The organism is Bifidobacterium coryneforme (genome assembly GCF_000737865.1).
GTDB classification, from domain to species: domain Bacteria; phylum Actinomycetota; class Actinomycetes; order Actinomycetales; family Bifidobacteriaceae; genus Bombiscardovia; species Bombiscardovia coryneformis.
Genome location: NZ_CP007287.1, coordinates 315,840 through 338,681, shown reverse-complemented (window position 1 = coordinate 338,681; position 22,842 = coordinate 315,840). Strand labels below are relative to the sequence as shown.

General features: G+C 62.2%; 18 protein-coding genes. 4 read left to right on the top strand and 14 right to left on the bottom strand.

Annotated elements, in window-relative coordinates:
- Positions 1-2: 2 nt before the first annotated feature.
- Both rpmB and bcor_RS01215 read right to left on the bottom strand, forming a co-directional pair.
- A complete protein-coding gene (gene rpmB / locus bcor_RS01220) occupies positions 3-197 on the bottom strand; it encodes a 50S ribosomal protein L28 (protein WP_033491413.1) in 195 nt (64 codons plus the stop codon).
- Positions 198-375: 178 nt separating this feature from the next.
- Positions 376-1,050 carry a sugar O-acetyltransferase gene (locus bcor_RS01215; RefSeq protein ID WP_274518303.1) on the bottom strand — a complete coding sequence of 225 codons (675 nt, stop codon included), beginning with the start codon at positions 1,048-1,050 and terminating at the stop codon, positions 376-378.
- A 251-nt stretch (positions 1,051-1,301) separates the two neighbouring features.
- Here bcor_RS01215 and bcor_RS01210 point away from each other — a divergent pair, with 251 nt between their 5' ends.
- Both bcor_RS01210 and bcor_RS01205 read left to right on the top strand, forming a co-directional pair.
- The gene (locus tag bcor_RS01210; RefSeq protein ID WP_033498235.1) at positions 1,302-1,757 is read left to right on the top strand and encodes a GNAT family N-acetyltransferase; all 456 of its coding nucleotides are present in this window, start codon (positions 1,302-1,304) and stop codon (positions 1,755-1,757) included.
- Positions 1,754-2,668, top strand: a complete 915-nt coding sequence (locus bcor_RS01205) for a mechanosensitive ion channel family protein (RefSeq protein ID WP_338010420.1) — start codon at positions 1,754-1,756, stop codon at positions 2,666-2,668. Before bcor_RS01210 ends, bcor_RS01205 begins: the two co-directional genes overlap by 4 nt.
- Positions 2,669-2,754: 86 nt before the next feature.
- Here bcor_RS01205 and bcor_RS01200 read toward each other — a convergent pair whose 3' ends face one another.
- From bcor_RS01200 to leuC, 9 genes are all read right to left on the bottom strand, one after another.
- The gene (locus tag bcor_RS01200; RefSeq protein ID WP_033498286.1) at positions 2,755-3,918 is read right to left on the bottom strand and encodes a D-alanine--D-alanine ligase family protein; all 1,164 of its coding nucleotides are present in this window, start codon (positions 3,916-3,918) and stop codon (positions 2,755-2,757) included.
- 243 nt (positions 3,919-4,161) lie between these two features.
- Positions 4,162-5,163, bottom strand: coding sequence for an NAD(P)H-dependent glycerol-3-phosphate dehydrogenase (locus bcor_RS01195; RefSeq protein WP_148303930.1), 1,002 nt, complete (start codon positions 5,161-5,163; stop codon positions 4,162-4,164).
- Positions 5,164-5,275: 112 nt separating this feature from the next.
- Positions 5,276-6,169 carry a lysophospholipid acyltransferase family protein gene (locus bcor_RS01190; protein ID WP_051875580.1) on the bottom strand — a complete coding sequence of 298 codons (894 nt, stop codon included), beginning with the start codon at positions 6,167-6,169 and terminating at the stop codon, positions 5,276-5,278.
- 82 nt (positions 6,170-6,251) lie between these two features.
- Positions 6,252-7,583, bottom strand: coding sequence for a UDP-N-acetylglucosamine 1-carboxyvinyltransferase (gene murA / locus bcor_RS01185; protein ID WP_033498230.1), 1,332 nt, complete (start codon positions 7,581-7,583; stop codon positions 6,252-6,254).
- Positions 7,584-7,708: 125 nt separating this feature from the next.
- Entirely contained in the window at positions 7,709-8,650 is a 942-nt protein-coding gene (locus bcor_RS01180; RefSeq protein ID WP_033498228.1) for a CPBP family intramembrane glutamic endopeptidase, read from the bottom strand.
- A gap of 265 nt (positions 8,651-8,915) precedes the next feature.
- Complete coding sequence (locus bcor_RS01175; RefSeq protein ID WP_033498226.1) at positions 8,916-12,221, bottom strand: CPBP family glutamic-type intramembrane protease; 3,306 nt, start codon at positions 12,219-12,221, stop codon at positions 8,916-8,918.
- Between the two features lie 74 nt (positions 12,222-12,295).
- A complete protein-coding gene (locus bcor_RS07175) occupies positions 12,296-13,315 on the bottom strand; it encodes a CPBP family intramembrane glutamic endopeptidase (protein WP_051875579.1) in 1,020 nt (339 codons plus the stop codon).
- Between the two features lie 102 nt (positions 13,316-13,417).
- On the bottom strand, positions 13,418-14,104 hold the full coding sequence (gene leuD, locus bcor_RS01165) for a 3-isopropylmalate dehydratase small subunit (protein ID WP_033498222.1): 687 nt from the start codon (positions 14,102-14,104) through the stop codon (positions 13,418-13,420).
- Between the two features lie 49 nt (positions 14,105-14,153).
- On the bottom strand, positions 14,154-15,557 hold the full coding sequence (gene leuC / locus bcor_RS01160) for a 3-isopropylmalate dehydratase large subunit (protein WP_033491397.1): 1,404 nt from the start codon (positions 15,555-15,557) through the stop codon (positions 14,154-14,156).
- A 135-nt stretch (positions 15,558-15,692) separates the two neighbouring features.
- Between leuC and bcor_RS01155 the strand changes: the two genes are divergently transcribed.
- Positions 15,693-16,532, top strand: a complete 840-nt coding sequence (locus bcor_RS01155) for an IclR family transcriptional regulator (RefSeq protein WP_033491396.1) — start codon at positions 15,693-15,695, stop codon at positions 16,530-16,532.
- 10 nt (positions 16,533-16,542) lie between these two features.
- Here the strand turns inward: bcor_RS01155 and bcor_RS01150 are convergent, their stop codons facing one another.
- Positions 16,543-18,030: a metallophosphoesterase family protein gene (locus tag bcor_RS01150; protein WP_033498221.1), complete on the bottom strand. Its 1,488-nt coding sequence runs from the start codon at positions 18,028-18,030 to the stop codon at positions 16,543-16,545.
- 151 nt (positions 18,031-18,181) lie between these two features.
- Here bcor_RS01150 and bcor_RS01145 point away from each other — a divergent pair, with 151 nt between their 5' ends.
- Positions 18,182-19,141 carry a polyprenyl synthetase family protein gene (locus bcor_RS01145; RefSeq protein WP_158332615.1) on the top strand — a complete coding sequence of 320 codons (960 nt, stop codon included), beginning with the start codon at positions 18,182-18,184 and terminating at the stop codon, positions 19,139-19,141.
- A gap of 32 nt (positions 19,142-19,173) precedes the next feature.
- On the opposite strand, the gene cydC is transcribed toward bcor_RS01145, so the two are convergent.
- Together cydC and cydD are read right to left on the bottom strand one after the other, a co-directional pair.
- Positions 19,174-21,021, bottom strand: a complete 1,848-nt coding sequence (gene cydC, locus bcor_RS01140) for a thiol reductant ABC exporter subunit CydC (protein WP_081870301.1) — start codon at positions 21,019-21,021, stop codon at positions 19,174-19,176.
- Positions 20,978-22,810, bottom strand: a complete 1,833-nt coding sequence (gene cydD, locus bcor_RS01135) for a thiol reductant ABC exporter subunit CydD (protein WP_033498219.1) — start codon at positions 22,808-22,810, stop codon at positions 20,978-20,980. The genes cydC and cydD overlap by 44 nt, the downstream gene beginning before the upstream one ends.
- Positions 22,811-22,842 lie beyond the last annotated feature (32 nt).

The following is a 22,842-nucleotide window of genomic DNA, read 5'->3' as shown; positions in this document are numbered from 1 at the left end:
ACTCAGGCGGCGACGCGCTGCACCTTGCCGGCCTTCAGGCACTTGACGCAGACGCGAACGCGGACGTTCTCCCCGTCAACCTTGGTGTGCACCGACTGCAGGTTGGGACGGAAGACGCGCTTATTACGAATATGCGAGTGAGAAACAGTGTAACCGGTCTGCGGGCCCTTGCCGCACACCGCGCAACGAGCTGCCATGATGACTCCCTTTACGTTGTTTTTCCAAGTCGTTCCAGGTGTTCATACCGGCAGCACAAGGCTACGGTCAAACACACAACTTTGTCAGATTACTACACTCAGCCGACTAAGGCAAGTCAAGGGGTCGGGCACCCGACACCCCCGCCCAGCATGGATGCGGTCGTGGGCCTGTAGGGAGCTACTGGCCCAGCTCGGGCAAATCCATCCGATCGGCCTCGGTGATGGTGCGTATCACCCGGCAGGGCACGCCCACCGCCAGGGAGTTAGCCGGGATATCGTGGGTCACCACGGACCCGGCCCCGATAACAGACCCCTCCCCTATGGTGACCCCACCGGTCACCGTTACGTTCGAGGCCAGCCAGCAGTTGGAGCCGATGGTGATCGGAGCGCCGAACTCGTAGTCATAGAGGGACCCGTCCTCATGGCGACGCAGGTTCCGCTCCTGCCAGCGGAGGGGATGCAGCGGGGTTGCCAGGGTGACGTTGGGGCCAATCATGACGTCATCGCCGATCACCACCGGACAGGTATCGAGGACCGTGAAGTTGAAATTGGCGAAGATACGGGACCCGAGTTTGGTGAAGCATCCGTAGTCGAAGTAGATGGGCCCCATGAAATCGGCGTCCTGGCCGTGTCCAGGAACCAGATCATCCAGAATCCGGGTGCGCAGGTCCCGCTCCTCTTCGGATGAGGCGTTGAAGCGACGGCAGAGCTCGTGGGCCTTGACCCGCAGGCGACTCAGCTCGGGGTCCGAGGCATCGTAGAGTTCGCCTGCAAGCATGCGGTCCCTCTGCGGGCGGCGGCTCTTCCGAGCGTCCATGCCGAGGGCATTCTCTGGATTATGGTCCTTGCCCATCGCCATTCCACCTTTCATGTGTCATGTACGCGCAGGCCCCTATTGCCTGCGATCTCTCCATCCATATAATCGTCCAGGTCAGACAGGACCAGCACACCCCCGACAGAGCGATCGGGGTGGGAGGCCACCGAATCGTCCATCGGCATCACCGACCGGAACCGGCCACACTCCTCAGGGTCGCCCCCTACTCGTTTCCGCCCGGAGGCGGCCTTGGTACATTGGAACCAGTCAGGGTCCGACAAGGAGGAACCATGAGGTATGAAGTCAGCGAGCGCATCCCCCAGGATGCCAGGTCCATCCGTGAAGCCGTCTTCGTGGATGAGCAGGGCTTCCATGACGAATTCGACGAGACCGATGAAATCAGCCTCCATATCGTGGCCTATGACGGTGATGCGCCGGTCGGGGTCTGCCGCATCTTCCCCAACGAGGGAAACACCTGGACCCTGGGCCGCCTGGCCGTCCTGAAACCCTACCGGGGCAGGCACCTGGGGGCCGGACTGGTTGGCGAGGCCGAGAAAACCGTCCGGAGCCGTGGAGCGGGCAGGCTTACACTCCATGCCCAGGAACGGGTGAAGGACTTCTACCGGTCACTCGGATACAGGGATATGGGCATCCACGACCTGGACGAAGGGTGCCCCCATATGTGGATGGACAAGCCCCTGGCGGAAACCGTCGGGAACAAGGCAGGAGATGACGAGGAACTATGAACCTGATGCCTCCTCTTCCCGGCTGGCCTGCCACCCTGGCCGTTGGGACCTTCGCCACCCAGGTCCGGACCCCCGAGTCCGGCAAGGTACCCATGGATCGGCCCGAGCGGGCCATTTCCGGCTTCACCGATGCCGTGGTGGGCTGGTTCCACCAGAACTTCGGCAAGATCATCCTCCTGATAATCGTGGCGGCCTGCGCCACCCTCATCTCCAGGATTGTGGCCGCCGCCATGCGGCGCACTCTGGAGCGGACCAACCTCCCCAGCGCCTCCATTTTCATCAACATCGTCCGTGCCCTGATCTGGATCTTCGCCGCCGCCACGGTTCTCCAACCGGTCTTCGGCATCAACCCGTCCACCGTGGTGGCCGCCCTGGGAGTCAGCGGTCTTGCCCTTTCCTTCGGCCTGAAGGACACCATCTCGAATATCGTCGGCGGTTTCGGGCTGATGGTCAGCAAGGTGGTTCAACCCGGCGACATCATCACCATCCAGGGCACCACCGGTACGGTCCGTGACGTGACCTGGCGCCACACCATCGTCATCGACAGGGCCGGCAACCAGCTGTTGATCCCCAACTCCATCCTGAACACCACGGCCCTGGAGAAGATCACAGAGGCCGGGGAGGCGGCCACCACCATCCCCTTCACGCTGCGTGGGGATGCCGATATGGCCAGGTCCTCCCGGTCCATCGCCATGACGGTCACCCAGGCCACCAAGGGTATGTCCATGTCCACCAACCCGCCCATCGTCCAGTTCCAGGGCTTCACCCCGTACGGCGTCAAGGGTCAGGTGGTCATGTTCGCCAGGCCGGGTGTCGCCGCCGCCGACATGCAGGATGCCGCCACCCGTGCCCTGGCCGGCCAGGATTACCTGGTCCAGGAGACCGAACTCGAATCGGATACGGCCGCCTAGCCAGGGCCCCCGGGGTTCATCAGCGTCCAGACAGAGGCGGCACCCCGCCCGGGAGCACCATGCACCCGGCAGGGATGGGCGTCAGGTCAGGCTGATACACCCTCGATCAGCTCGGTAATCAGGTCGGTGTAGGTGACACCGCTGGCCTCCCAGGCCTTGGCGTACATCGATATGGGCGTAAAGCCGGGCAGGGTGTTGATTTCGTTGACGATGATTCCACCCTTGGCGGTGACAAAGCAGTCGACACGGCTCAGACCGGTAGCGTCTACGGCCTTGAATGCCCTGGAGGCAAGGGCACGTATCCTGCTCAGGGTCTCGTCGGGCAGGTCGGCGGGGACCTCCACGTGAGAGGCCGAGGAGTCCACATACTTGCTGTCGAAGTCGTAGAAGGCCTCATCCTGGTCCGTCCTGTCCAGCACAACCTCGCCGGGCCATGCGGTGCGGGGTTCACCTTCGCGGTCGGGAGCGAGCACGGCACACTCGATTTCACGGCCGTCCACACCCTCTTCAATCAGGATCCGCCAGTCATGCCCGGATGCCTCATCGACGGCAGCGGCCAGGGCATCGGCACCGGTCTCCTCCACCTTGACCACACCGAAGCTCGACCCGGCGCGGGAGGGCTTGACGAAAAGCGGATAATGCAGCCCAGCCTCTTCCACAGCAGCCTTCAGATCAACACCGGACAGGCGGTCGCGGGCATCGATGGTGATTCCCGGTGCCACGGGAATACCGGCCTGGCTGAGAAGAATCTTCGTATAGTGCTTGTCCATGCAGGCGGCAGAGGCGAAGACCCCACATCCCACATAGGGCACACCCATCATTTCGAGCAGCCCCTGTACAGTGCCGTCCTCGCCATACGGGCCGTGGAGCACCGGAAAGACCGCATCCACATGCCCCAGAGGTTCCAGAGAGCCGGAGGCCTGCGGGGAGTCCGTTTTGAGGCTGTCGGGACCGGAAACCAGGTCGTCATGATCACCGACCATGAACCCATCCCCGCCACGGGCCATGTCGAGAATGACCGGACAACTGCCCTCGGTGACCTGCACGGTGGGCAATTGGGTGTCGTCCAGGCTCCACCGCCTGGGATCCTCGCCGCCTACGATCCAACGACCGTCCTTGGTGATTCCGACCGGAATGGGCTCATATCGGTCGGTATCGATGGCGTTGAGCACACCGGCCGCCGATACACAGGATATGGAGTGCTCGTCGGCACGACCGCCATACAGCACGACAACACGTTTCCTGGCCATCATTCCTCGGCTTTCCTCATGCAGGGCATGAACCACGACACGGCACCATGCAGCGGGAGGATCTCGCGCGTCAGCCCGTGCGTTTTCGTCACTTACTACAGCAGGATATCCCCTCGGCAGGCGGCAAGGGGCCGCCATAAACGCTCATCCACAAGCCTGGCACGAACCGGGCATGCCTGAACCGGTCGGCACCCCCTGCCGGCGAATCAAATCCGATGGATCGGGGTTTGCCTGCCGTACAACCTACTCCGGAGTAATCTCCCCGCCGAACAGCTCCTCAATCATGCCCCGGCAGTCCAGACCCTGGTCCAGCACATGGCTCATGGCCGTTGCCAGCGGGGTCTCTACATGAAGGCTGCTGCCGAGGGCGACCACGGCATCGGTCGTGGGCACGCCTTCGGCGACGCCCTTGCTCACCCGGGTGGCCTCCTCGATGCTCTTGCCCTGGCCCAGATTGAATCCGAAGGTATAGTTCCTGCTCAGCGGAGATCCACAGGTGGCCACCAGGTCACCGACCCCGGCCAGACCGGCAAAGGTCTTGGCCTTGGCTCCGCAGGCTGCACCAAGAGCGGTGAGTTCAGCCAGTCCCCTGGCCTGGATCATGGCGGCCGTGTTCTCGCCGTATCCGGCCCCTCGCGACATTCCCACGGCCAGTGCTGTGACGTTCTTCAGGGATCCGCACAGTTCCAGACCAATCACGTCGTCGGTCACGAAGGCCTTGAAGTAGTCGGTGGTGCAGGCCCGGGCGACCCGCATGGCCGTGTCGGCATCAGAGCTGGCCACCACGGTGGCACCAGGCTCACGCGCTGCCACCTCCTTGCTCAGGTTGGGGCCCGAAACGGCGGCGAACCGCGACTGATCCAGGTCCAGGGTCTGGCAGACCACCTGGTCCATGCGCCTGTGGGTCCCCCGCTCGATTCCCTTCATCAGGGAAATGACGATGGTATCGGGCCCGAGCAGACCCTTGAACTCCTTCAGGGCCTCACCGGCATATTGCGCGGCTATGGCGACCACGACCATGTCGGCACCCTCCACGGCCTTGGCCCTGTCACCTTCTGCACCGATGGCATCGGGCAGCTTCTCGACAGTCGGCAGGCGGCGCGCGTTCGAATGCCTGAGGCTGATTTCCTCGACCACATCCGGGTCGATGTCCCACATGACCACTTGATTGCCTGCATCGGCCAGCACCTGGGCGAAGGCGGTCCCCCATGCACCTGCTCCCAATACCGTGATCTTCGCCATCATTCTCCTTTGCGTAATGCCGTGCGCACGGGAACGCCGACCAGATGCCTTATCTTTTCGTCACCATCCTATGACACCGTGCCCGATGAGGCGGAATCAAGGGTGAGTTTCGGCCCTATTGCTCACTTCTGGGCCGACGTGTCATGGTTACGTAATCGAAGTACCCCTCAGCCGGAGGCTCCTCGCCGCGAATCTCCGCCATGACCTCCTCCATCCGGTCGCGCAGGCGGACACAGAGGGTATGCACAGCCTCCTTGGGAGGCTCCGGACCCCACTGGTCCATGCCCTCAAGGAGGTCCGAGTAGTCCAGGGGCTGGTCGTAGCACATGACCACGTTCTTCCGGGGCCAAGGCCACTTGTGATTGATCGAGGCCGCACCCCAGGTGATGCTGGGATACAGGGGAACCATCCCCCCCAGCTGCCTTGAGGCCTCCAGAGCGATGAAACCGACACCGGGTTTGAGCGACATGGGCCATTTCAGGGGATCCCGGGTTACAGTGCCTTCCGGCCATATGGTCAGGGGGCGGCCCGAGGTGAGGATGCCTATCGACTCCTCCTCGATGGATCGGGCCTTGCCGGACTTGCGCTCCACCGGCTGCATACCGACCATCTGGAACCAGTTCCCGATCAGGGGCCAGTGGGCCATCTCCGCCTTGGCCATATAGCGCGGTCTACGACCCAGGTGGAACATCGACATCATGGGGATGAAGACATCGAACTGGGTAACGTGCGTGGCCGCCGTAATGAAAGGCCCCGTCTCGGGCACCCTCTCCAGACCCCATGCATAGAGTTTGCAGGAGCTGCGCATCACTTGCACGACACCATGCAAAAGACGGTGGGTGCCGGTCGGATGCTGCCCGCCTATCTCATCCAGGGCCGGTGCCCGGTGCCCGGTGGGATAGTACCGGGTCGGGTCCACCAGGTGGTGCCGCTCGCCCAGGAGGGCCACCTGCTGGTCGGACAGGGGCTTTACCGCGGAACGCGGTGACGGTTTGCCTTTGGAAGCCATCCCATCATTGTGCCCTCTGTTCCGTGCAAGCACGCCGGTGGGCCCGTAAAAACCATGATTCCATTACGAGCCCATCCGGCTCTCAGTCTATCTGGGCATCCAGGGCCGCGAGCTTGTCGCGGAAGTCCTCGTAACCACGATCGATCAGGGAGATGCCGCGGACGGTGGAGGGACCGGATGCCGTCAGCGCGGCAATCAGATGGCTGAATCCACCGCGCAGGTCCGGCACGTCGATATCGCGGCCGGTGAGCGGCGTCGGCCCGAAGATGACCGCCGAGTGCTCGAAGTTCTGCTGCTGGAACCGGCAGGGCAGGGACCCCAGGCACTCCCTATAGAGCTGGATGGTGGCGCCCATCTTGATCAGGGGCTGGGTGAAGCCGAACCGGTTCTCATAGACGGTTTCGTGAACGATCGAAAGACCCTTGGCCTGGGTCAGAGCCACGACCAGGGGCTGCTGCCAGTCGGTCATGAAGCCCGGATGAACATCGGTCTCGATGGCCACAGGCTTCAGGTCGCCACCCGGATGCCAGAAGCGGATGCCATCGTCACGCACGTCGAATTCGCCGCCGATTTTGCGGAACACATTCAGGTAGGTCATCATATCGGGCTGCTGGGCACCCTTGACCATGATGTCGCCATGCGTGGCCAGGGCCGCCGAAGCCCAGGAAGCGGCTTCAATCCTGTCGGGCAGGGAGGTGTGGGTGTATCCGTTCAGGGACTCGACCCCCTCGATGCGGATGGTCCTGTCGACGTCAACCGAAATCTGGGCGCCCATCTTCTGCAAGACGGCCACCAGGTCCATGATCTCAGGTTCGGTGGCGGCACCGGAGAGCTCGGTCTTCCCCTTGGCCAGGACGGCCGCCAGGAGGGTCTGCTCTGTGGCCCCGACCGAGGGGTAGGGCAGATGGATCTTGGCCCCGTGCAGACCGTCGGGGGCGGTGATGTGGATGCCGGCCTCGTGCTCCTTGTCGACCTTCGCCCCCAGCTTGCGCAGGGTCTCCAGGTGGAAGTCAATCGGCCTGCTGCCGATGCGGCACCCACCCAGGGCCGGAATGAAAGCCTCTCCCAGCCTGTGCAGAAGGGGGCCGGAGAAGAGAATCGGGATGCGGGATGAGCCGGACAGGGTGTCCACATCGGCCACATCCGCCAGTTCCACATGCTTGGCCTCGATGGTGACGGTGCCCTCACGGGGCTTGACATCGACCCCGACGCCGTGCAGTCTCAACAGGTCGGAGACCACCTGCACATCGCGTATCTCGGGTACGTTCTTCAGGACGGACACATCGGATGCCAGCAGGGCAGCAACCATGGCCTTGCTTACGAAGTTCTTGGCACCACGCACCTGAATGGTGCCGTGGAGCGGTCTGCCACCGACCACATGCAGAAGATCGTTCTCGGGATTCACCTTGGCCATATCGGTTTCCTTATCCTATCGGCTCCAGACCAGGGCACCTCCACCTGGTCAGACCACGTACATTGCCAGTCTGCCATACAGGGTGTGGGGGCAACGTGAATTGTCACCGTTGGGCGTAGCGGAATTCAGGAGAGCAGCAGATGCAACATGGATATGCCCTCTGTAATCAGCAGGACGACGAACCAGGGAGCGGCCCAGCTTCCATAGGCGTTTGAATAGGTGCGGTTTGCCATGACAAATGCACGAATCCTACGCTCGCTCAGACTGGGGACCACAATCAAACCCACGAAGCAGGCAATCAGCAGCATGAGAGCAACGAGGTCGGCCACGTTCCCATCCAGGCCGCTGATCCAGGGCCCCAAGAGATTGCTGACAATCAGGTTGTTGCTGATGTGGAGGAGAATGGACCAAAAAATGGAGTACTCACATGAAAGGTAGCCCAGAACCAGCCCAACAACGAAGGCGAACAGGCCCTGGGTCAGGTCTCCGTGGAAGAAACCGAACATGGCGGACGTGGTGACAATGGCGAAGACCTTGCCGTATGGCTTGAGGGAGTTCAGTATCGCCCCCCTGAACAGGATCTCCTCGACGACGGGCGCAACGAAACAGGTGTAAGCGAGCATGGGCAGGGTGTCACCGGCCGCCTCGATGATATCGCTTGTGGTCCTTATGGAATCTAAACCCATGACCTCCGTGGTCCAGTCAAGACCCATTCCATAGAATCCCGCAATGATCTGGGCTGAGAAGAGCAGGAGGAAGCAGCCCAGGAAGACCGACCAGGTCATTCGGTACCGCGAGCGGTGGAAGATACCGGCCGGTCCTCCGTCGGCGATTTGACGACGACGCATCAAAACCAGGAAAGCCAAGCCGCACAGACCCATAACCAGGTTGATCGTACCGGCATACTCGGCATCGGTGTGCTCAACAATATACTCGATGCTCCGATGCGATTCATCAGGGTCCGCCAGGATGTTCCACTCCAGCTGGGCCAGAAGCCCGACGAACAAACCAACGAAGTGGGTAATCAGGGCATAGAGGAGGAGGAAGCCGGCTTGACTGTTGAGCACCCGGCGCAACGATTGCATCCATTTGCGTCCGGACCACCCGGATCTACCGGTTGCAGGGACGCCGGGCATGGGGGCACTGACGTTTCCGTGATTCGGGTACATCGCAACCCCAATCCCCTCATTCACCTCTGACAGCTGCATGCCATACACCCTTCCGGGCGTTGCGGATCATTCCACCACCCGTATTCCATTCAAATGACTCAATCCTACCCTACGAGTCCCACCTTGCCACCGGGACCTTGAAGACCTCTGGAGGCTGAGGGGCCTACATGTACTGGAAGACCGCCACGGCAAGACTGCACAGGCAGAAAATAACGAACCAGGACTGCCTCCAGGAGGCATAGACTCCCTTGGGGGCCCGGTACTCCCTGGCATATGCGCGCAGTGAGGAGAACTTCCTGACCAGGATGACCAGCCCGGCCACGACAATCAGGGCAAGCACAACGGCCACGGCCCAGCGGACCTGGACAGGGGCATTGGAGAGCCAACGAGGAATCAGACCGGAATACCCCACGCTTGCGAGAATATGCGCGCCGATGGCCCAGACCAACCCGTACTCCATGGACAGGGCACCGAGCACCAATCCAATCAGGAAGGCCCAGATGGCCTGCACCGGCTGCATCTGCATAAAGGCACAAAGGAAGGCCGAGGTGATGATGGCGAAGACCCTGCCGAACCGTCGCAGCCCGTTCATGATGACACCCCTGAAAATGATCTCCTCGGTCAGGGGCAGGATCAGCAGGGCGTAGAGCATCATGGGAGCGGACCCGTACAGGTCGTTCAGGGGGCTCATGAGTACGGCCGGGGTGACATGAATCATGGGCACCAAGGCTTCAAGACCCCGGTTCAATCCCAGAACGATGCCCTGGCCGACCACCAGGAGGGCCAGCGCGAGAACCAGGGGCCACGCCACGATTCGGCGTCCGATATTCCAACGGACATCGTCATCACCGTGCAACTCATGGCCGGTCATGGTCTGCCGCTCGCTGCTGAAGGCATAGACGACGGCAACCAGGCAGGAAAGCAGATAGAGGCCACCGCGCAGGAGGAAGTTCTGTGTCTCACTGCTGATTCTGCCGCGAAGGTAGGTGATGACCACACTGCTGCCGAGCACGACGACCATGATGTTGATGGCCAGGTAGACAAAGGCGAAGGCGCTCTGTCCAACAGCCGCATCCATGGCCTGGTTGACGTTCACCCTGATTTTGGCCTTGTGTTCCTTGACCGCCACCGCCTTGCCGGTCGGCGTTGTGGGCTTGCGCGAGCCGACCTGCTTGCCGGCCACGACCTTCTTGTCGGGATTGCGGGAAACGGTCTGCTTGCTTGGGCCCCGAGAACCAGCAGGCTTACCCGATCTTGGCGTGCTGGTCGGCTTATCGACCTTTCGGGCTTCGCTCGGCTTGATGCGCTCTTTCGAGCCGGCAGACTTTCCGATCTTGACCGAATCGACCGGCTTGTCCGTTCCGACCTTGGGCTTGGTCGCAGCAACCGTCTTCTTGGCGGTGTCGGCAACACCTCGTACCGTCCGCGCCTTCTGAGGAACAGTCGTCCGCTTGGCATGGCGGATGGCCTTGCTGAATCCTGCGGTCTTACCTGCTCCACCGATGACCGAAGACCAGGTTGTATGGGTACCGCCGGTGGAGCCTGCATCACCAGGGTTCAAGTCCTTCTTGGGCGAGCCGGAGACCGACGCAGGCTTCTTCTGCGCGGGCTTGTCATTGGCCTTGTCCGAACTTGCAGCTTTCTTCCCTAAGCCACCGTCAATCTTCCCGGCCTCGACAGCGTTCTTCGGGGATTCAGACTTGCGGGCAGGCTTGGACTTGACCACTCGTCCCGATCCCGACGGGGACTCAGAGCCGACGGACTGTCGCTTCCTCGCAGCCGACGGTCGGGGCGTGAAGGAGGGGCTCTGCTCAACAGCTCGGACCGTCGCACTGGGCGCAGTGGGTTCAGGTTCACTTGAGGGCCTTGATACCTCTGCAGCAGCAGGGGTCGAGGCGAAGGACCATCCGGCATTGGCTGCGGACGCCTGCTTGGCGTTGGGGACCGATTCGGAGCGCGACTCCGGCTTGGCCTCTGTCCGAGACTCGGATCGGGGCTCGGTTGTAAGAACAGGCTTCTGCCAACTCCAGCCTTGCTTGGGAGCCACCCCCACGGCCATGGAACTGGCCGCAGCGGGGAAGGTGACCTTGGGTGAAGCAACCTTGGGAGAAGGTGTTCCCGTCCCTGTCCCCTCGACGGAATGCACAGCCTGTTCCGGCTGTGCCGAAACCGCCTGCACCGATTTCGGCACATCATCCTTGACTTCAACCGGATTACCAGCCTGAAGGGATATCGGCTTCGATGCCGATACAACATCACCATCGCCTGCGGAGTCGGCAGTCAAAGACGTGGGCAACGACGAGACCGGCGAAGAGGACAACCCGACATCACCAACACCCACCGGGTCATCATCCAGGGGAAGAATCAACGACGCAACCGACGAAGAACCACCAGCGGGAACCGAATCGTCCCGCAAAGAAGGAACCGGAGACGAAGCCGAGCCAACGCCATCAGCAGCAGCCGGACCAGCCGAATCATCAACCGATGGAAGAACCGGCGAAGAGGACAACCCAACGTCACCGATACCGACCGGGTCATCATCCAGGGGAAGAATCAACGACGCAACCGGCAAAGAATCACCAACACCCACAGGATCATCATCCAACGGAAGGACCGGAGACGAAACCGCAGCACCAGCACCAGCACCAGCCGAATCATCAACCGATGACAGGGCCGGCGAAGACACCGTACCGACATCACCGACACCCACAGGATCATCATCCAGGGGAAGAATCAACGAGACAACCGACGAAGAGCCTCCAACACCCACCGGGTCATCAGCCAACGGAAGGACCGGAGACGAAACCGCACCAACGCCATCAGCGACAGCAGCCGGACCTTCAGTCAACGACGCGACCTCTACAGGGTCTGATCGGAGCGATCGGGGGGTTCCTGTCTTCGAGGAGTCCTTGGAAGACTTGACGGGGTATGATGTGGCCTTCCCGGATTCAGTCGATTTGCTGGTCACGGGAGCGGCCAGGTCCTTCCCCTGATGCTTCTGTTCTGCCTGGGTCTTCGGGGACTTCCCCCCGGTCGGCTTCCCCTTGACGGGTTTCTCCTTACCGGCCTTGCCCTTGGCTGGCTTGTCTTTCGTGGGTCCACCCTCCGCTGATCGCACCTTGGCGACTTCGTCCTTTGTGGATTTGGTCTTCCTGGTCACGGCCCCTACCGGCTTTGCCGCCGCCCGCTTCCCGCCGCGCGTCGAACCTGCCTTATCGTCCCAACCTTCGAAATCCCCATCCTCAAAAATCCTCTTGTCTGGAATCCAGGCTACGGAACGGGTTCGACCTCGACGCCCCACCCCATGATCGGCGCCCGTACCCAGCTCCCAGTGCTTGGCGTGGTTCTCTTCGGCGGATACCCGCTCGGTCCATGAATACCGGGGGGACTCCTGCCCCTCCCGGTGCGCGTTTGGGGGTCGCTGAGCCTCTTCCTGGCTACTTGCCCCCCGCTTGTACGCATGCCTCATGGCCGACGTCCTCCCCGAGTGTCAACCTACTGTTCCAACCTAACCCGCCATCCGCACAGATAATACACGAATAGTCAGGAAAAACCGACCCGGAAGCGTCGGATGGACAACCATGGGCGGGTCTCGATCAGGCCCAGCCGGGAATCAGCTCGACCACAGCCATGACCAGGCAGACCACCAGGAAAATCAGGAACCAGGGGGCTAGCCAGGATGCATACACACCCTTGGGCGCCCGGTTGCCCTTGCAGTATTCCACCAGCCGAGCGCGCCTTGACCACCATGCCGATGACCCCCGCCAGCAGCACCATCAGAATAACCACTCCCACGCCGATTCTGATCTCTGCGGGGACCGATTCCATGACCCGGGGAAGGATATCTGAATAGATGCCGTTATTGAAGATGTGGAGTACCAGGGACCATACCAGGCCGTACTCCATGGCCACATACCCCAGAACCAGCCCGGTAAGGAACCCGAACAGACCCTGAACAAAGCTGCCGTGCATGCAACCGAACAGGAGGGCCGATGTGATGATGGCGAAGACCCTGCCGAACCGCCTCAGCCCATTCATGATGACTCCGCGGAAGACGACCTCTTCGGCCAGCGGTCCGAAGATGAAGGCGTAGAAGAGCATGATCGCCGAGGTTGAAGGATCGGAGGTGTCGCCTGCCTGGCCGGGCATCCGCAGGCCCACGGATGACACCAGGGAGCTCATACCCGCACTGGCAGCCGTGGCCACCAGTTGGGCCAGGAAGAAGAGTGTCAGGCTGATTATCAGTGCCATCAGGGTGATTCGCCGCCCGGTCAACCACTGGACCCTGTCATCGCCTGCACCCTCAGCATCGAAGATGACCCTCCACTGGCTGATCAGGGCGACGACCAGGGCCACCACGACCGAGAGGAAGAGGAGCCCATCGCCATAGCGGGCATCGAGCTGGGACGCGGACATATCGGGGAACATCCTCGGCAGGACCAGCTTGGCCCCGACCAGCCCGATCAGTGTTTCGATGGCCAGATAGACCAGGGCGAAGGCGCTGAGCCCGTTGACCCTTGACCAGACCTGTCCTGACTTGCCGTTGGTATTGCCGTGCCTCATAATCCCTCCCTGTCTCGATGGAATCGCCTACACTTCCATCCTAGGAGGCCAAAGGGCGCAATCCCGAGATACGACACCTCGGGCTCGAAGACCGGAATCGAATCAGATGATGCCCTTCTCGGCCAGCGGGCCGCCCCACTCGACCTCCTGCTCCCTGGCCGAGGTGATGTGCCGCTCGGGCATATGCTTGGCGGGCAGGGTCTTGGGCTTGAAGGGGAAACGTTCGGCCCGCATCTTCTCGTAGGCCACGATGTCATCCTCATGATGGAGGGTCAGATCGATATCGTCATACCCGTTCATGAGCCTCCAGCGCACATAGTCGTCCACCTGGAAGGGCAGGACCACATCAGCGCAGGTCACCGTTCGGGTTTCCATGTCCACGGTCATCTCCAGCCCCGGCTCCTGTTCCAGGAGCTTCCACAGGAGCTCAACCGACTCCTGGGGCATGATGGCGGCCAGAACGCCGTTCTTGGCGGTGTTCCCGTAGAAGATATCCGCGAAGCGGGGGGCGATGACCACCCTGAACCCGTAGTCACGCAGGGCCCAGACCGCATGCTCGCGGGAGGAGCCGATGCCGAAGTCGGGACCGGTCACCAGAATCCGCCCCTTGGCATACTCAGGACGGTTGAGCAGGAAGTTCGGATCCCTGCGCCAGGAGTAGAAGAGGGCATCCTCGAACCCGGTCTTCTTCACCCGTTTCAAAAAAGCGGCCGGGATGATCTGGTCCGTGTCGACGTTCGATCGACGGAGCGGGACCCCGACACCGGTGATGACGGTGAGCTTTTCCATGATTACCTCGTTTTCCTGCCTTTGGAAGAGTGGGTTGCCGCAAGCGGGACTACAGGTCGGCGGGGCTGGAGATGGTGCCCCGTATGGCCGTTGCGGCAGCCACCTGGGGCGAGGCCAGGTGGGTGCGCCCACCCTTGCCCTGACGTCCCTGGAAGTTCCTGTTGGATGTTGAAATGGACCGTTCACCCGGGGTGAGCTGGTCGGGGTTCATGCCCAGGCACATGGAGCAACCCGCGTTGCGCCACTCGGCCCCGAAGTCCTTGAATATCTTGTCGAGCCCCTCGGCCTCCGCCTGGAGCCTCACCCTGGACGAGGCCGGCACGACCAACACCCGATGGAGGTTCTTGGCCTTGTGGTTCCCCTTCATGATGGAGGCGGCAGCCCGCAGGTCCTCGATGCGTCCGTTGGTGCACGATCCGATGAAGACCGTATCGACGGCAATGTCCTTGATGGGCATGCCGGGCTTGAGCCCCATGTAGTCGATGGCCTCCTGGGTGGCCTGGCGCTTGGCCGCATCGGCGATATCCTCAGGTACAGGCACCTGGGAATTGATGGGCAGGCCCTGGCCGGGGTTGGTCCCCCAGGTCACGTATGGCGACAGGTCGGACGCATTCAGGGTCACCTCGGCATCGAAGACGGCATCGTCGTCGGTCTTCAGGGTCTTCCAATACTCCATGGCCTTGTCCCACATCTCGCCCTCGGGTGCATGGGGGCGTCCCCTGAGGTAGTCGAAGGTGGTCTGGTCGGGCGCGATCATGCCGGCCCTGGCGCCCGCCTCGATCGACATGTTGCAGATGGTCATGCGGGCGTCCATGGAGAGGTCACGAATGGCCTGGCCCCGGTACTCCAGCACGTATCCCTGCCCACCACCGGTGCCGATCTTGGCGATGATGGCCAGGATGATGTCCTTGGCGCTGACCCCTTCGGGGAGTTTCCCCTCAACATTGATGGCCATGGTCTTGAAGGGCTTGAGGCTCAGGGTCTGGGTGGCCAGCACATGTTCCACCTCGGAGGTGCCGATACCGAAGGCGAGCGCCCCGAAGGCCCCGTGGGTGGAGGTGTGCGAATCCCCGCAGACGATGGTCATGCCCGGTTGGGTCAGACCCAGTATGGGGGCAAAGGCATGGACGATGCCCTGGTCGGCATCCCCCAACGGATGGAGACGGACCCCGAACTCCTTGCAGTTCTTCTCCAGGGTGGAAATCTGGAGGGCCGAGACCTTGTCAGCGATGGGCCGGTCGATGTCGACGGTCGGGGTGTTGTGGTCCTCGGTGGCGATGACCTGGTCGACATGGCGGATGCCTCGCCCGGCCAGGCGGAGCCCCTCGAAGGCCTGGGGGCTGGTCACCTCATGCATGAGTTGCAGATCTATGTAGATAAGGTCCGGCTCGCTTCCCTGTCCCTTTCGCACCAAATGATCGGCCCAGACCTTTTCCGCCAACGTCTGCCCCATAACTCCTCCTAAACCAATGCTCTTAAGCCGGATTGGACCTTGAGCGGGCCCCCATCCGGCTTCTACCCCGAGTATGAAACCCCGCAGCCCTTATGAACTTTTGCATTTCACATACTGAGATGCCATAATGCAACCATGACCGAACCAGCCAGAACCGCCAGCGGGGCACAGGATTGGCCCCCGGAAAAAACACCCGCCCTCAACCTTCAATCCCAAGGTTCGCATGAGTCTCATGATGGTGAGATTCACTCGGGTGTCGGCGTTCTGGACAAGACGGTCAAAATTCTTGACACCCTGGAATCGGGGCCGATGACCCTGGGCCAGCTGGTCAACGCCACCGGCCTGGCCCGGCCCACGGCACACCGCCTGGCCATCGCCCTGGAGCGCCATCGTTTTGTGGTGCGTGACGCCCATGGTCGCTTCGTCCTGGGATCGCGGTTTGCCGAATTGGCCGCCGCTGCAGGCGAAGACCGCCTCCTGACGGCGGCAGCCCCCATCCTGCGAACCCTGCTTGACCGCTCCGGCGAGTCGGCGCAGATCTTCCGCCGCCAGGGCGACATGCGTGTCTGCATCGCAGCCGTGGAGAGGGCCTCCGGCCTGCGTGATTCCATCCCCGTGGGTGCCCTCCTATCCATGGATGCGGGTTCTGCCGCACAGATACTCCTTGCCTGGGAGGACTCCGAACGGCTCCACCAGGGCCTGCGCCACGCCAAGTTCAACGCCTCCACGCTGGCGGCCGTCCGCAAGCGCGGATGGGCCGAGTCCATCAACGAACGCGAGGAGGGTGTCTGCTCCATCTCCGCCCCCATCCGCAACGGATCGGGACAGGTCATGGCCGCCATATCCATCTCCGGGCCGGTCAACAGGATGTCCACCACACCCGGGCGCCACTACGCCCCACTGGTCATGGCCGCCGGCAAGTACCTGACCGAGGCCCTGCAGAGGGCATCATCCGGCACCCACCGCAGGGCCTGACCTGTTTCGGTCACGGTCTCTTGCGCCTGGATGACCCCCAGGAGGCGACCAGCCCGGCCAGGGCCGTGAGCCCTCCTGCCAGGAACCCCGGCCGGCGCAGGAGATTGACCGCGTCTCCGGTGGATGTGGGTACATGGCTCATGGCGAAGGTATAGACCTTGTGGGAGCTGGGTCTGCCGACCAGATCACCGAACTCCAGGAGCTGGGTGCGCGGATGGTGGGGGTGGCGGATATCAAACTCGAAGAGCCTGGCCGCCCGCTTGCGCGGCACAGGCCCATAGGACCCGAAACCGCAGGTCGGCGTGGCACCCAGGACAATCCCATCGGTCTTCCCCACAAACCCGTTGCGGTGGTCATGACCGGCGAAGAGGGCAAAGTACCCCTTGCCCCTGGTCAGGATGTCGAACTCCCCACTGTCCTCGTCGGGGCAGGAGACCCCTTCGCCCAGGTAGGAACCGGCATAGGTGCGGGACTCGTCCAGGATGTAGCACTGGGAGTCGAAACGGCGATATCCCTGGACGGCATAGGCCGTGGTGGACGATACCGGCTTCAGGAGATTGTAGAACTGGGGCAGGGGCATGTGCTGGAAGACCATGGACCGGTTGCCCACCAACCCCGGCACGGCACCCAGGAAGTCCAGAGCCTGGCGGGATGGGGACCCATAGCCACCGGACTGGGCATAGTCACCCGAATCCAGCAGGACCAGTCCCATCACCCTGCCCCTCCCCTCCGTATCCGCCACGGGTAGGGCGAAGGTACCCGGCTGGCAGACATAGGCCTCCTGATCGGGCAGAGCGGAACCGCGCAGTGCATACGGTTTGGCCGGCTTGGCGGCTGTGGCTTCAGGGTTCAGGCATCCGGGGAATTCACGGTAGATGGCATCCATCTGGTCGGTATCCAGTCCGCACTGAAAGTCGTGGTTCCCGTAGGTCACCGCAAAGGGTATCCCCCGCTCCACCAGCGGGCCCGTGATCAGTTCGACGGTCCTGCGCACCAGGTCCTCGGTATGTTTGAGTTCCTGATGCCGGACCTGGTCCGCATCCCTGCCGGAAGCCCCCGACCCTTCGGCCTGGGAAACGGCACCGTTGGATGCCGCCGATCCGCCATTGACACCTGAACCGCCGGTCCTGGACACCGATGCACCGCCAAAGCCCAGGGCGCCGCCCATGCTCAGACCTGCGGAGTAGACCCCATCCAGGGGTGTGCTCCAGCGGCGCTTCCGGAAGGTCCGCTCGTAGGCCGTATCGTATCCCGCCAGCTGGTTGCCGGTGAAGACGACCAGGTCGGGTCGGGAGGCATCGCAGGCTGCGGCAATCAGCTTTACGGTGTCCGGGGAGACCTTGGGCCCCTCCTGGACATCAGCCAATTGCAGGAGCCTGAATTTGCCGGAATGGTGGAACTGCAGGCGTCCCAGCCGGGCGGATACCGACAGGGAACGTCCGTCATCCTCACCGGCCTCCCCCGGGGAGACCTGGGCCAAGTGGTTATGCTGACTCATACCAACCAGACTACTTCACTTGGCTGGGAGCCCACGGTCACCGGAGTCCCCCCCCCCCCTGCCGGCCCTGGTACCGACCCGGGTATGGTGGTCGCGACTTGCTATATTGAGTACATTGCATTCACTGATGAGTATGAGGGAGCGGTTCTCCATGGCAGAAGGGCAAAAGCTCCTGGTACGCAAGGACATGAAGCGGGTCGTTGCCCGTCTTCACGAGGAGGAGACGAAGGTCGAACCCTATAGGGACGACTACCGCAGGCTCCTGGACAACCACGGAAAGATGATTCGGGCGGCAATGGTCGTCCTCTTCGCCCGGGCCTGCAGGCCCGCCCGGGAACCCGTGGACGAGAGCGTCATCACAGGAGCCGCCGCCATCGAGATGCTTCACCTGGCCACCCTGGTCCATGACGATGTTCTGGATGACGCCCCCATCCGGCGTAAGCAGCCCACGGTCCATACGACTCGGGGCAACAAGGCGGCCATATACCTGGGAGATCTGATCCTCTCCCGGTACATGGAAATCATGGCGGAGATTGCCCCGGATACCGACTTCATCAGGGAACAGGCCGGGACCGTCTGCGAAATCGTGGGCGGGGAGCTCTACCAGGAGTCCGGCCGTCACCACACCGACATCACCGTGGACTACTACGACAAGGCCATTTCGGGGAAGACCGCCGCCCTCTTCCGCCTGGCCTGCCTGACCGGCATCCGCCTCTCCTCCCCCCGGCCCGGCAGCCGCATGGAGGAGGCCGCCCGGGCTTTTGGGGGGAACCTGGGCATGGCCTTCCAAATCATCGACGACATCAACGACTTCGACCTGGGCAAGGACACCGGCAAACCCAAGCTGGAGGACATACGCGACGGCATATACACCCTCCCCGTCCTCCTCGGGCTCCGGAAGGACAGGGGGTTCAGGTCCGTCGTCGAATCCGACAGCCCCGAGGAGGTACTGGGGTATCTCCAGGCTCACCCCGAATTGCTTGAAGAGAGCCGGCAGACGGCCCGTACCTATCTGGGCAGGGCCGACCAGGCCCTGGAGGGTTCACCACTCAACGAGGATGTCCGCAACCTCCTGGGTGAGATGGTCACGGCCCTGACCCGTCAGGTCTGAGGCAAGCGACACCGGGCCTCACCCGGAATCGCTTACGAAACGGCCCTGCCGACGTCGCCGACATCCATTCGGTACAACTCACGGAATCGCGGATTGGTCCGGTAGAGGTCAACCGGGGAACCCTGCATGGCGATGTGTCCGTCCTCCAAGAAAATGACCTTGTCGGCATCCTCCAGACCCTGGAGGTGGTGGGTGACCCAGAAGAGCGTGCGCCCGAGACTCACCTGGAAAATCATCTCCATCAGGTCGCGCTCGGTAATGGGATCAAGTCCGATGGTGGGTTCGTCCAGCAGGATGATCGGCGTGCGTTTAAGCACTATCCTGGCCAGGGCCAAACGCTGCCGTTGCCCGCCGGAAAGCCTGTTGCCGGCCTCATCGACCGGGGTGTTGATCCCCTCGGGCAGGGACTCCGCATATTGATCCAGTTGGACGGCCTTCAAGGCCTGGCGAACCTGGTCGTCAGTGGCCTCGGGAGCACCCAGACGAACGTTGGATGCGATGGTCGTGTTGAAGAGGAAGGCCTGCTGGTTCAGGTAGCCGAAGAGCTCCGGACGCTGATCCTGCAAGGCGGCAACCGGTGTTCCATTGATCAGAATCCGCCCCTTGGAGGGTTGGAGGTCGCCAAGGAGCAACTGGAGGACCGTGGTCTTCCCCTCCCCGCTGGGCCCCAGGAGGGCCACCCGCTGCCCGGCCTCGATATGGAGGGAGAAGTCGTCCAGGAGGAGGGGGTCGTCCGGCCCATAGGAGAAGCTGACATGCTCGAAGTCGATGGTTCGGACCGGCCCATCCAATCCGGATTGGTCCACTTCGACCTGCCGTCGTGATTCCACACGGTCGGTCAGGTCATTGAGGTGGTTCAGGGAATCCGTATACAGCGGGACCTCGGCCACCGCCTGCGAGACCACGATGAAGCAGTCGACCAGGGGGAAGACCGAGAGAACCACAGCGGCGGCAAAGTCCGCCAGTGAGGTCGATCCGGTCATGAGGAGGTCGGCTCCGATGATGAGGGCGACCACCATGACGGCGAAGATCATCTGGATGCAGAGGTTCCGCCACCGCTCGAAGCGCTTCTGGTCATGCCTGTCACGGGCGATGTCCTGGAAGTCATCGGCGGCCGTATCCACGAACTGCCTTTGACGGTGGGTGATGACCCAGTCGCCCAGACCCATGTAGCTTTCGGTCACCTTGGTGTACTGGTCCTGCTGTCTGGACTTCTCCTCGGCGTACCGACTGTCGGAGTATGCCAGGGAAACGAGGGGAACCAGGACCAGGATCAGGGCGAAAAGGAGGAAAAGCAGCAGGGAGGTCACCCAGGAGAAGACACCCACCGCTATGGTCACGACCAGCCACATCAGATAGGCCACAACCGTCGGGAAGATGGTACGCAGGTAGAAGTTCTCCAGATGGTCCAGATCGTCGGAGAGCATGCTCAGGACGGTGCCTGTCCGTTCGTGCTCGTTCAGAAAGGCCGCATCCTTGGATAGGGTCCTGTAGAGCTGGACACGCAGCTTGGAGACCACCCTGAGAACCCAGTCGTGGCTCTTGATCCGTTCAAGATACTTGAAGGTCGGGCGACCGATGCCGAAGGCCCTGGTCAGAACCACCGGCACATATACCGCAAAGATGTTGTAGGGGTGGCGGGCCGACCTGCTGATCAGGAAGCCGGACGTGAACATGAGCCCGGCGGCGCAGACGAAGGTGAGCGTGCCCAGGAAGAAGATCAGTGCGAGCAGACCCTTGTTCTGGCGCAGGTAGGGCCAGAACCAGTGATCCTTATGCCAGATGCTGAGGTAGTTCGTGCGACGGCCGGACTCTGCCGGTGTCCCCTGACCGGTTTCAGTCCTGCTGGTAGTCGGCAATCTGGTTACCTCCCATCTCATTGATCAGGGCATCCAGAGGGCCGCCCTTCCCTATCAACTCCTCAGGGCTTCCCTGGGCCACGACCCGGCCACCGTCCAGCATGATGACCTGATCCGCCTCCGCCAGCCAATGCAGACGGTGGGTGGCAAAGATGACCAGGTGCCCCTCCATGATGGGCAGGAGGGTCTTCTTCAGCTCGTATTCGGTCTCGATGTCAAGGTGGGCGGTGGGCTCGTCGAAGATGAGAATCTCACGGTTCTTGTCCAGGAGCACCCTCGCCAGGGCGATGCGCTGGGCCTGCCCCCCGCTGATACCGCGGTTTCCCTCCCCGATTTGGGTATCCAGACCCTCGTCCAGGGTGTTGATCCAGCCGGCCAGGCCGGCCTGGTCGGCCGCCTCGGCAACCGCCGTCGCCGGGGCATCCGGATTGTAGAAGCGGATGTTGTCGGCGACTGTACCGTTGAAGATATAAGGGTTCTGGGGTATATAGCTGATGTGGCGCTGCCAGGTCCGAACATTGAAGTGGTCCAGGTCATGCCCGTCGAGGTCGATTCTGCCCGACTGGGGAAGGTTGAAGCCCGCCAGGAGATTCATCAGGGTGGACTTGCCCGCCCCTGACCTCCCGACCACCGCCACCTTGGTCAACCCGCTCAGGGTGAAGGAGAGCCCCTGGAGGGCATCTGGCTGAGGGGCATCATCGCTGTCCACACTCCCGCCGGACTTGGCTATGGCATCCATCTGCGAGCCACCGGACACCCGACCCTCCTCGGACTTGGGGCCGGGATAGGAGAAGTCCATGCCTTCGACGGTCAGACGACTGTCGCTCCCCCACCCGTTCCAGTTTAGGTCCTCCATGTACTCGGGCTCCGGGGCTGCCAGCATGGTCATGATATCGTTCAGGGCGTTCTTGCCGTTCAGGGTGGCGTGGTAGTCATCACCGAACTGCCTGATGGGCATGAAGTACTCCGGGGCCAGGATCAGGGCCAGGAGGGCCGGGAAGAGAGCCACGGTACCGTTAATCAGATTGTTGCCCAGGAAGACGGCCATGATGGCGATGGCCAGGGTGGCAAAGAAGTCCAGGGCGAAGGTCGAGGTCATGGCCACGCGTATCACGCTCATCGTCCGCCTTCGGAACCTGTCGGAGACGGAATATATCTCGTCTTCGTATTCCTCACTGATTCCCAGCATCTTCAGGGTGGGCAGACCCAGAACCGTATCCATGAACCGGGTGTTCAGCTTGCGGAACTGGGCATACTGCTTGTTGGACCTGTCCCGGGCGGCCATTCCCAGGATGGCCATGAAGAAGAAGAGCAGCGGAAGCATGAGAAGGAGGACGATACCGCTGAGGGCATCCTGAATCCAGACCACCACCAGGATCATCAGGGGGATGAAGACCATGTCCATCATCTTGGGAAGGACCGTGAAGACATAGGTCCTGACCTCATCCAGCCCGTCAATCAGCATGGTCACAGCCGATCCGGTGCCCCGCTGTGCCAAGGCAGCAGGCCCCAGACGAAAGACCTTACGCTGAATCCGTGGTCTGAGTTCGCCGACGATACGGTCTGCGTGGTCCGTCGCCACCCGCTGCTTGGCTACGTCGCAGAGCTGGCGGATGGTGAAGGCCACGAAGAAGATCAGAACCGGTCTGGCCAGGCTCCGGAGACCGTGCCGGCCCCAAATCTGCACCAGGGCCAGGGTGAGCCCGTAGGCCTGGGCGACCACACTGGCTCCCTGCACCAGGGAAAGTGCGGCCAGGAGGCCCATGATTCGCCTGATTCCGGTGAACCGGAAAAGACTCTTGTCAATCACTGGGCCTCCTCAACCTGATCTCAGCCGGCTGC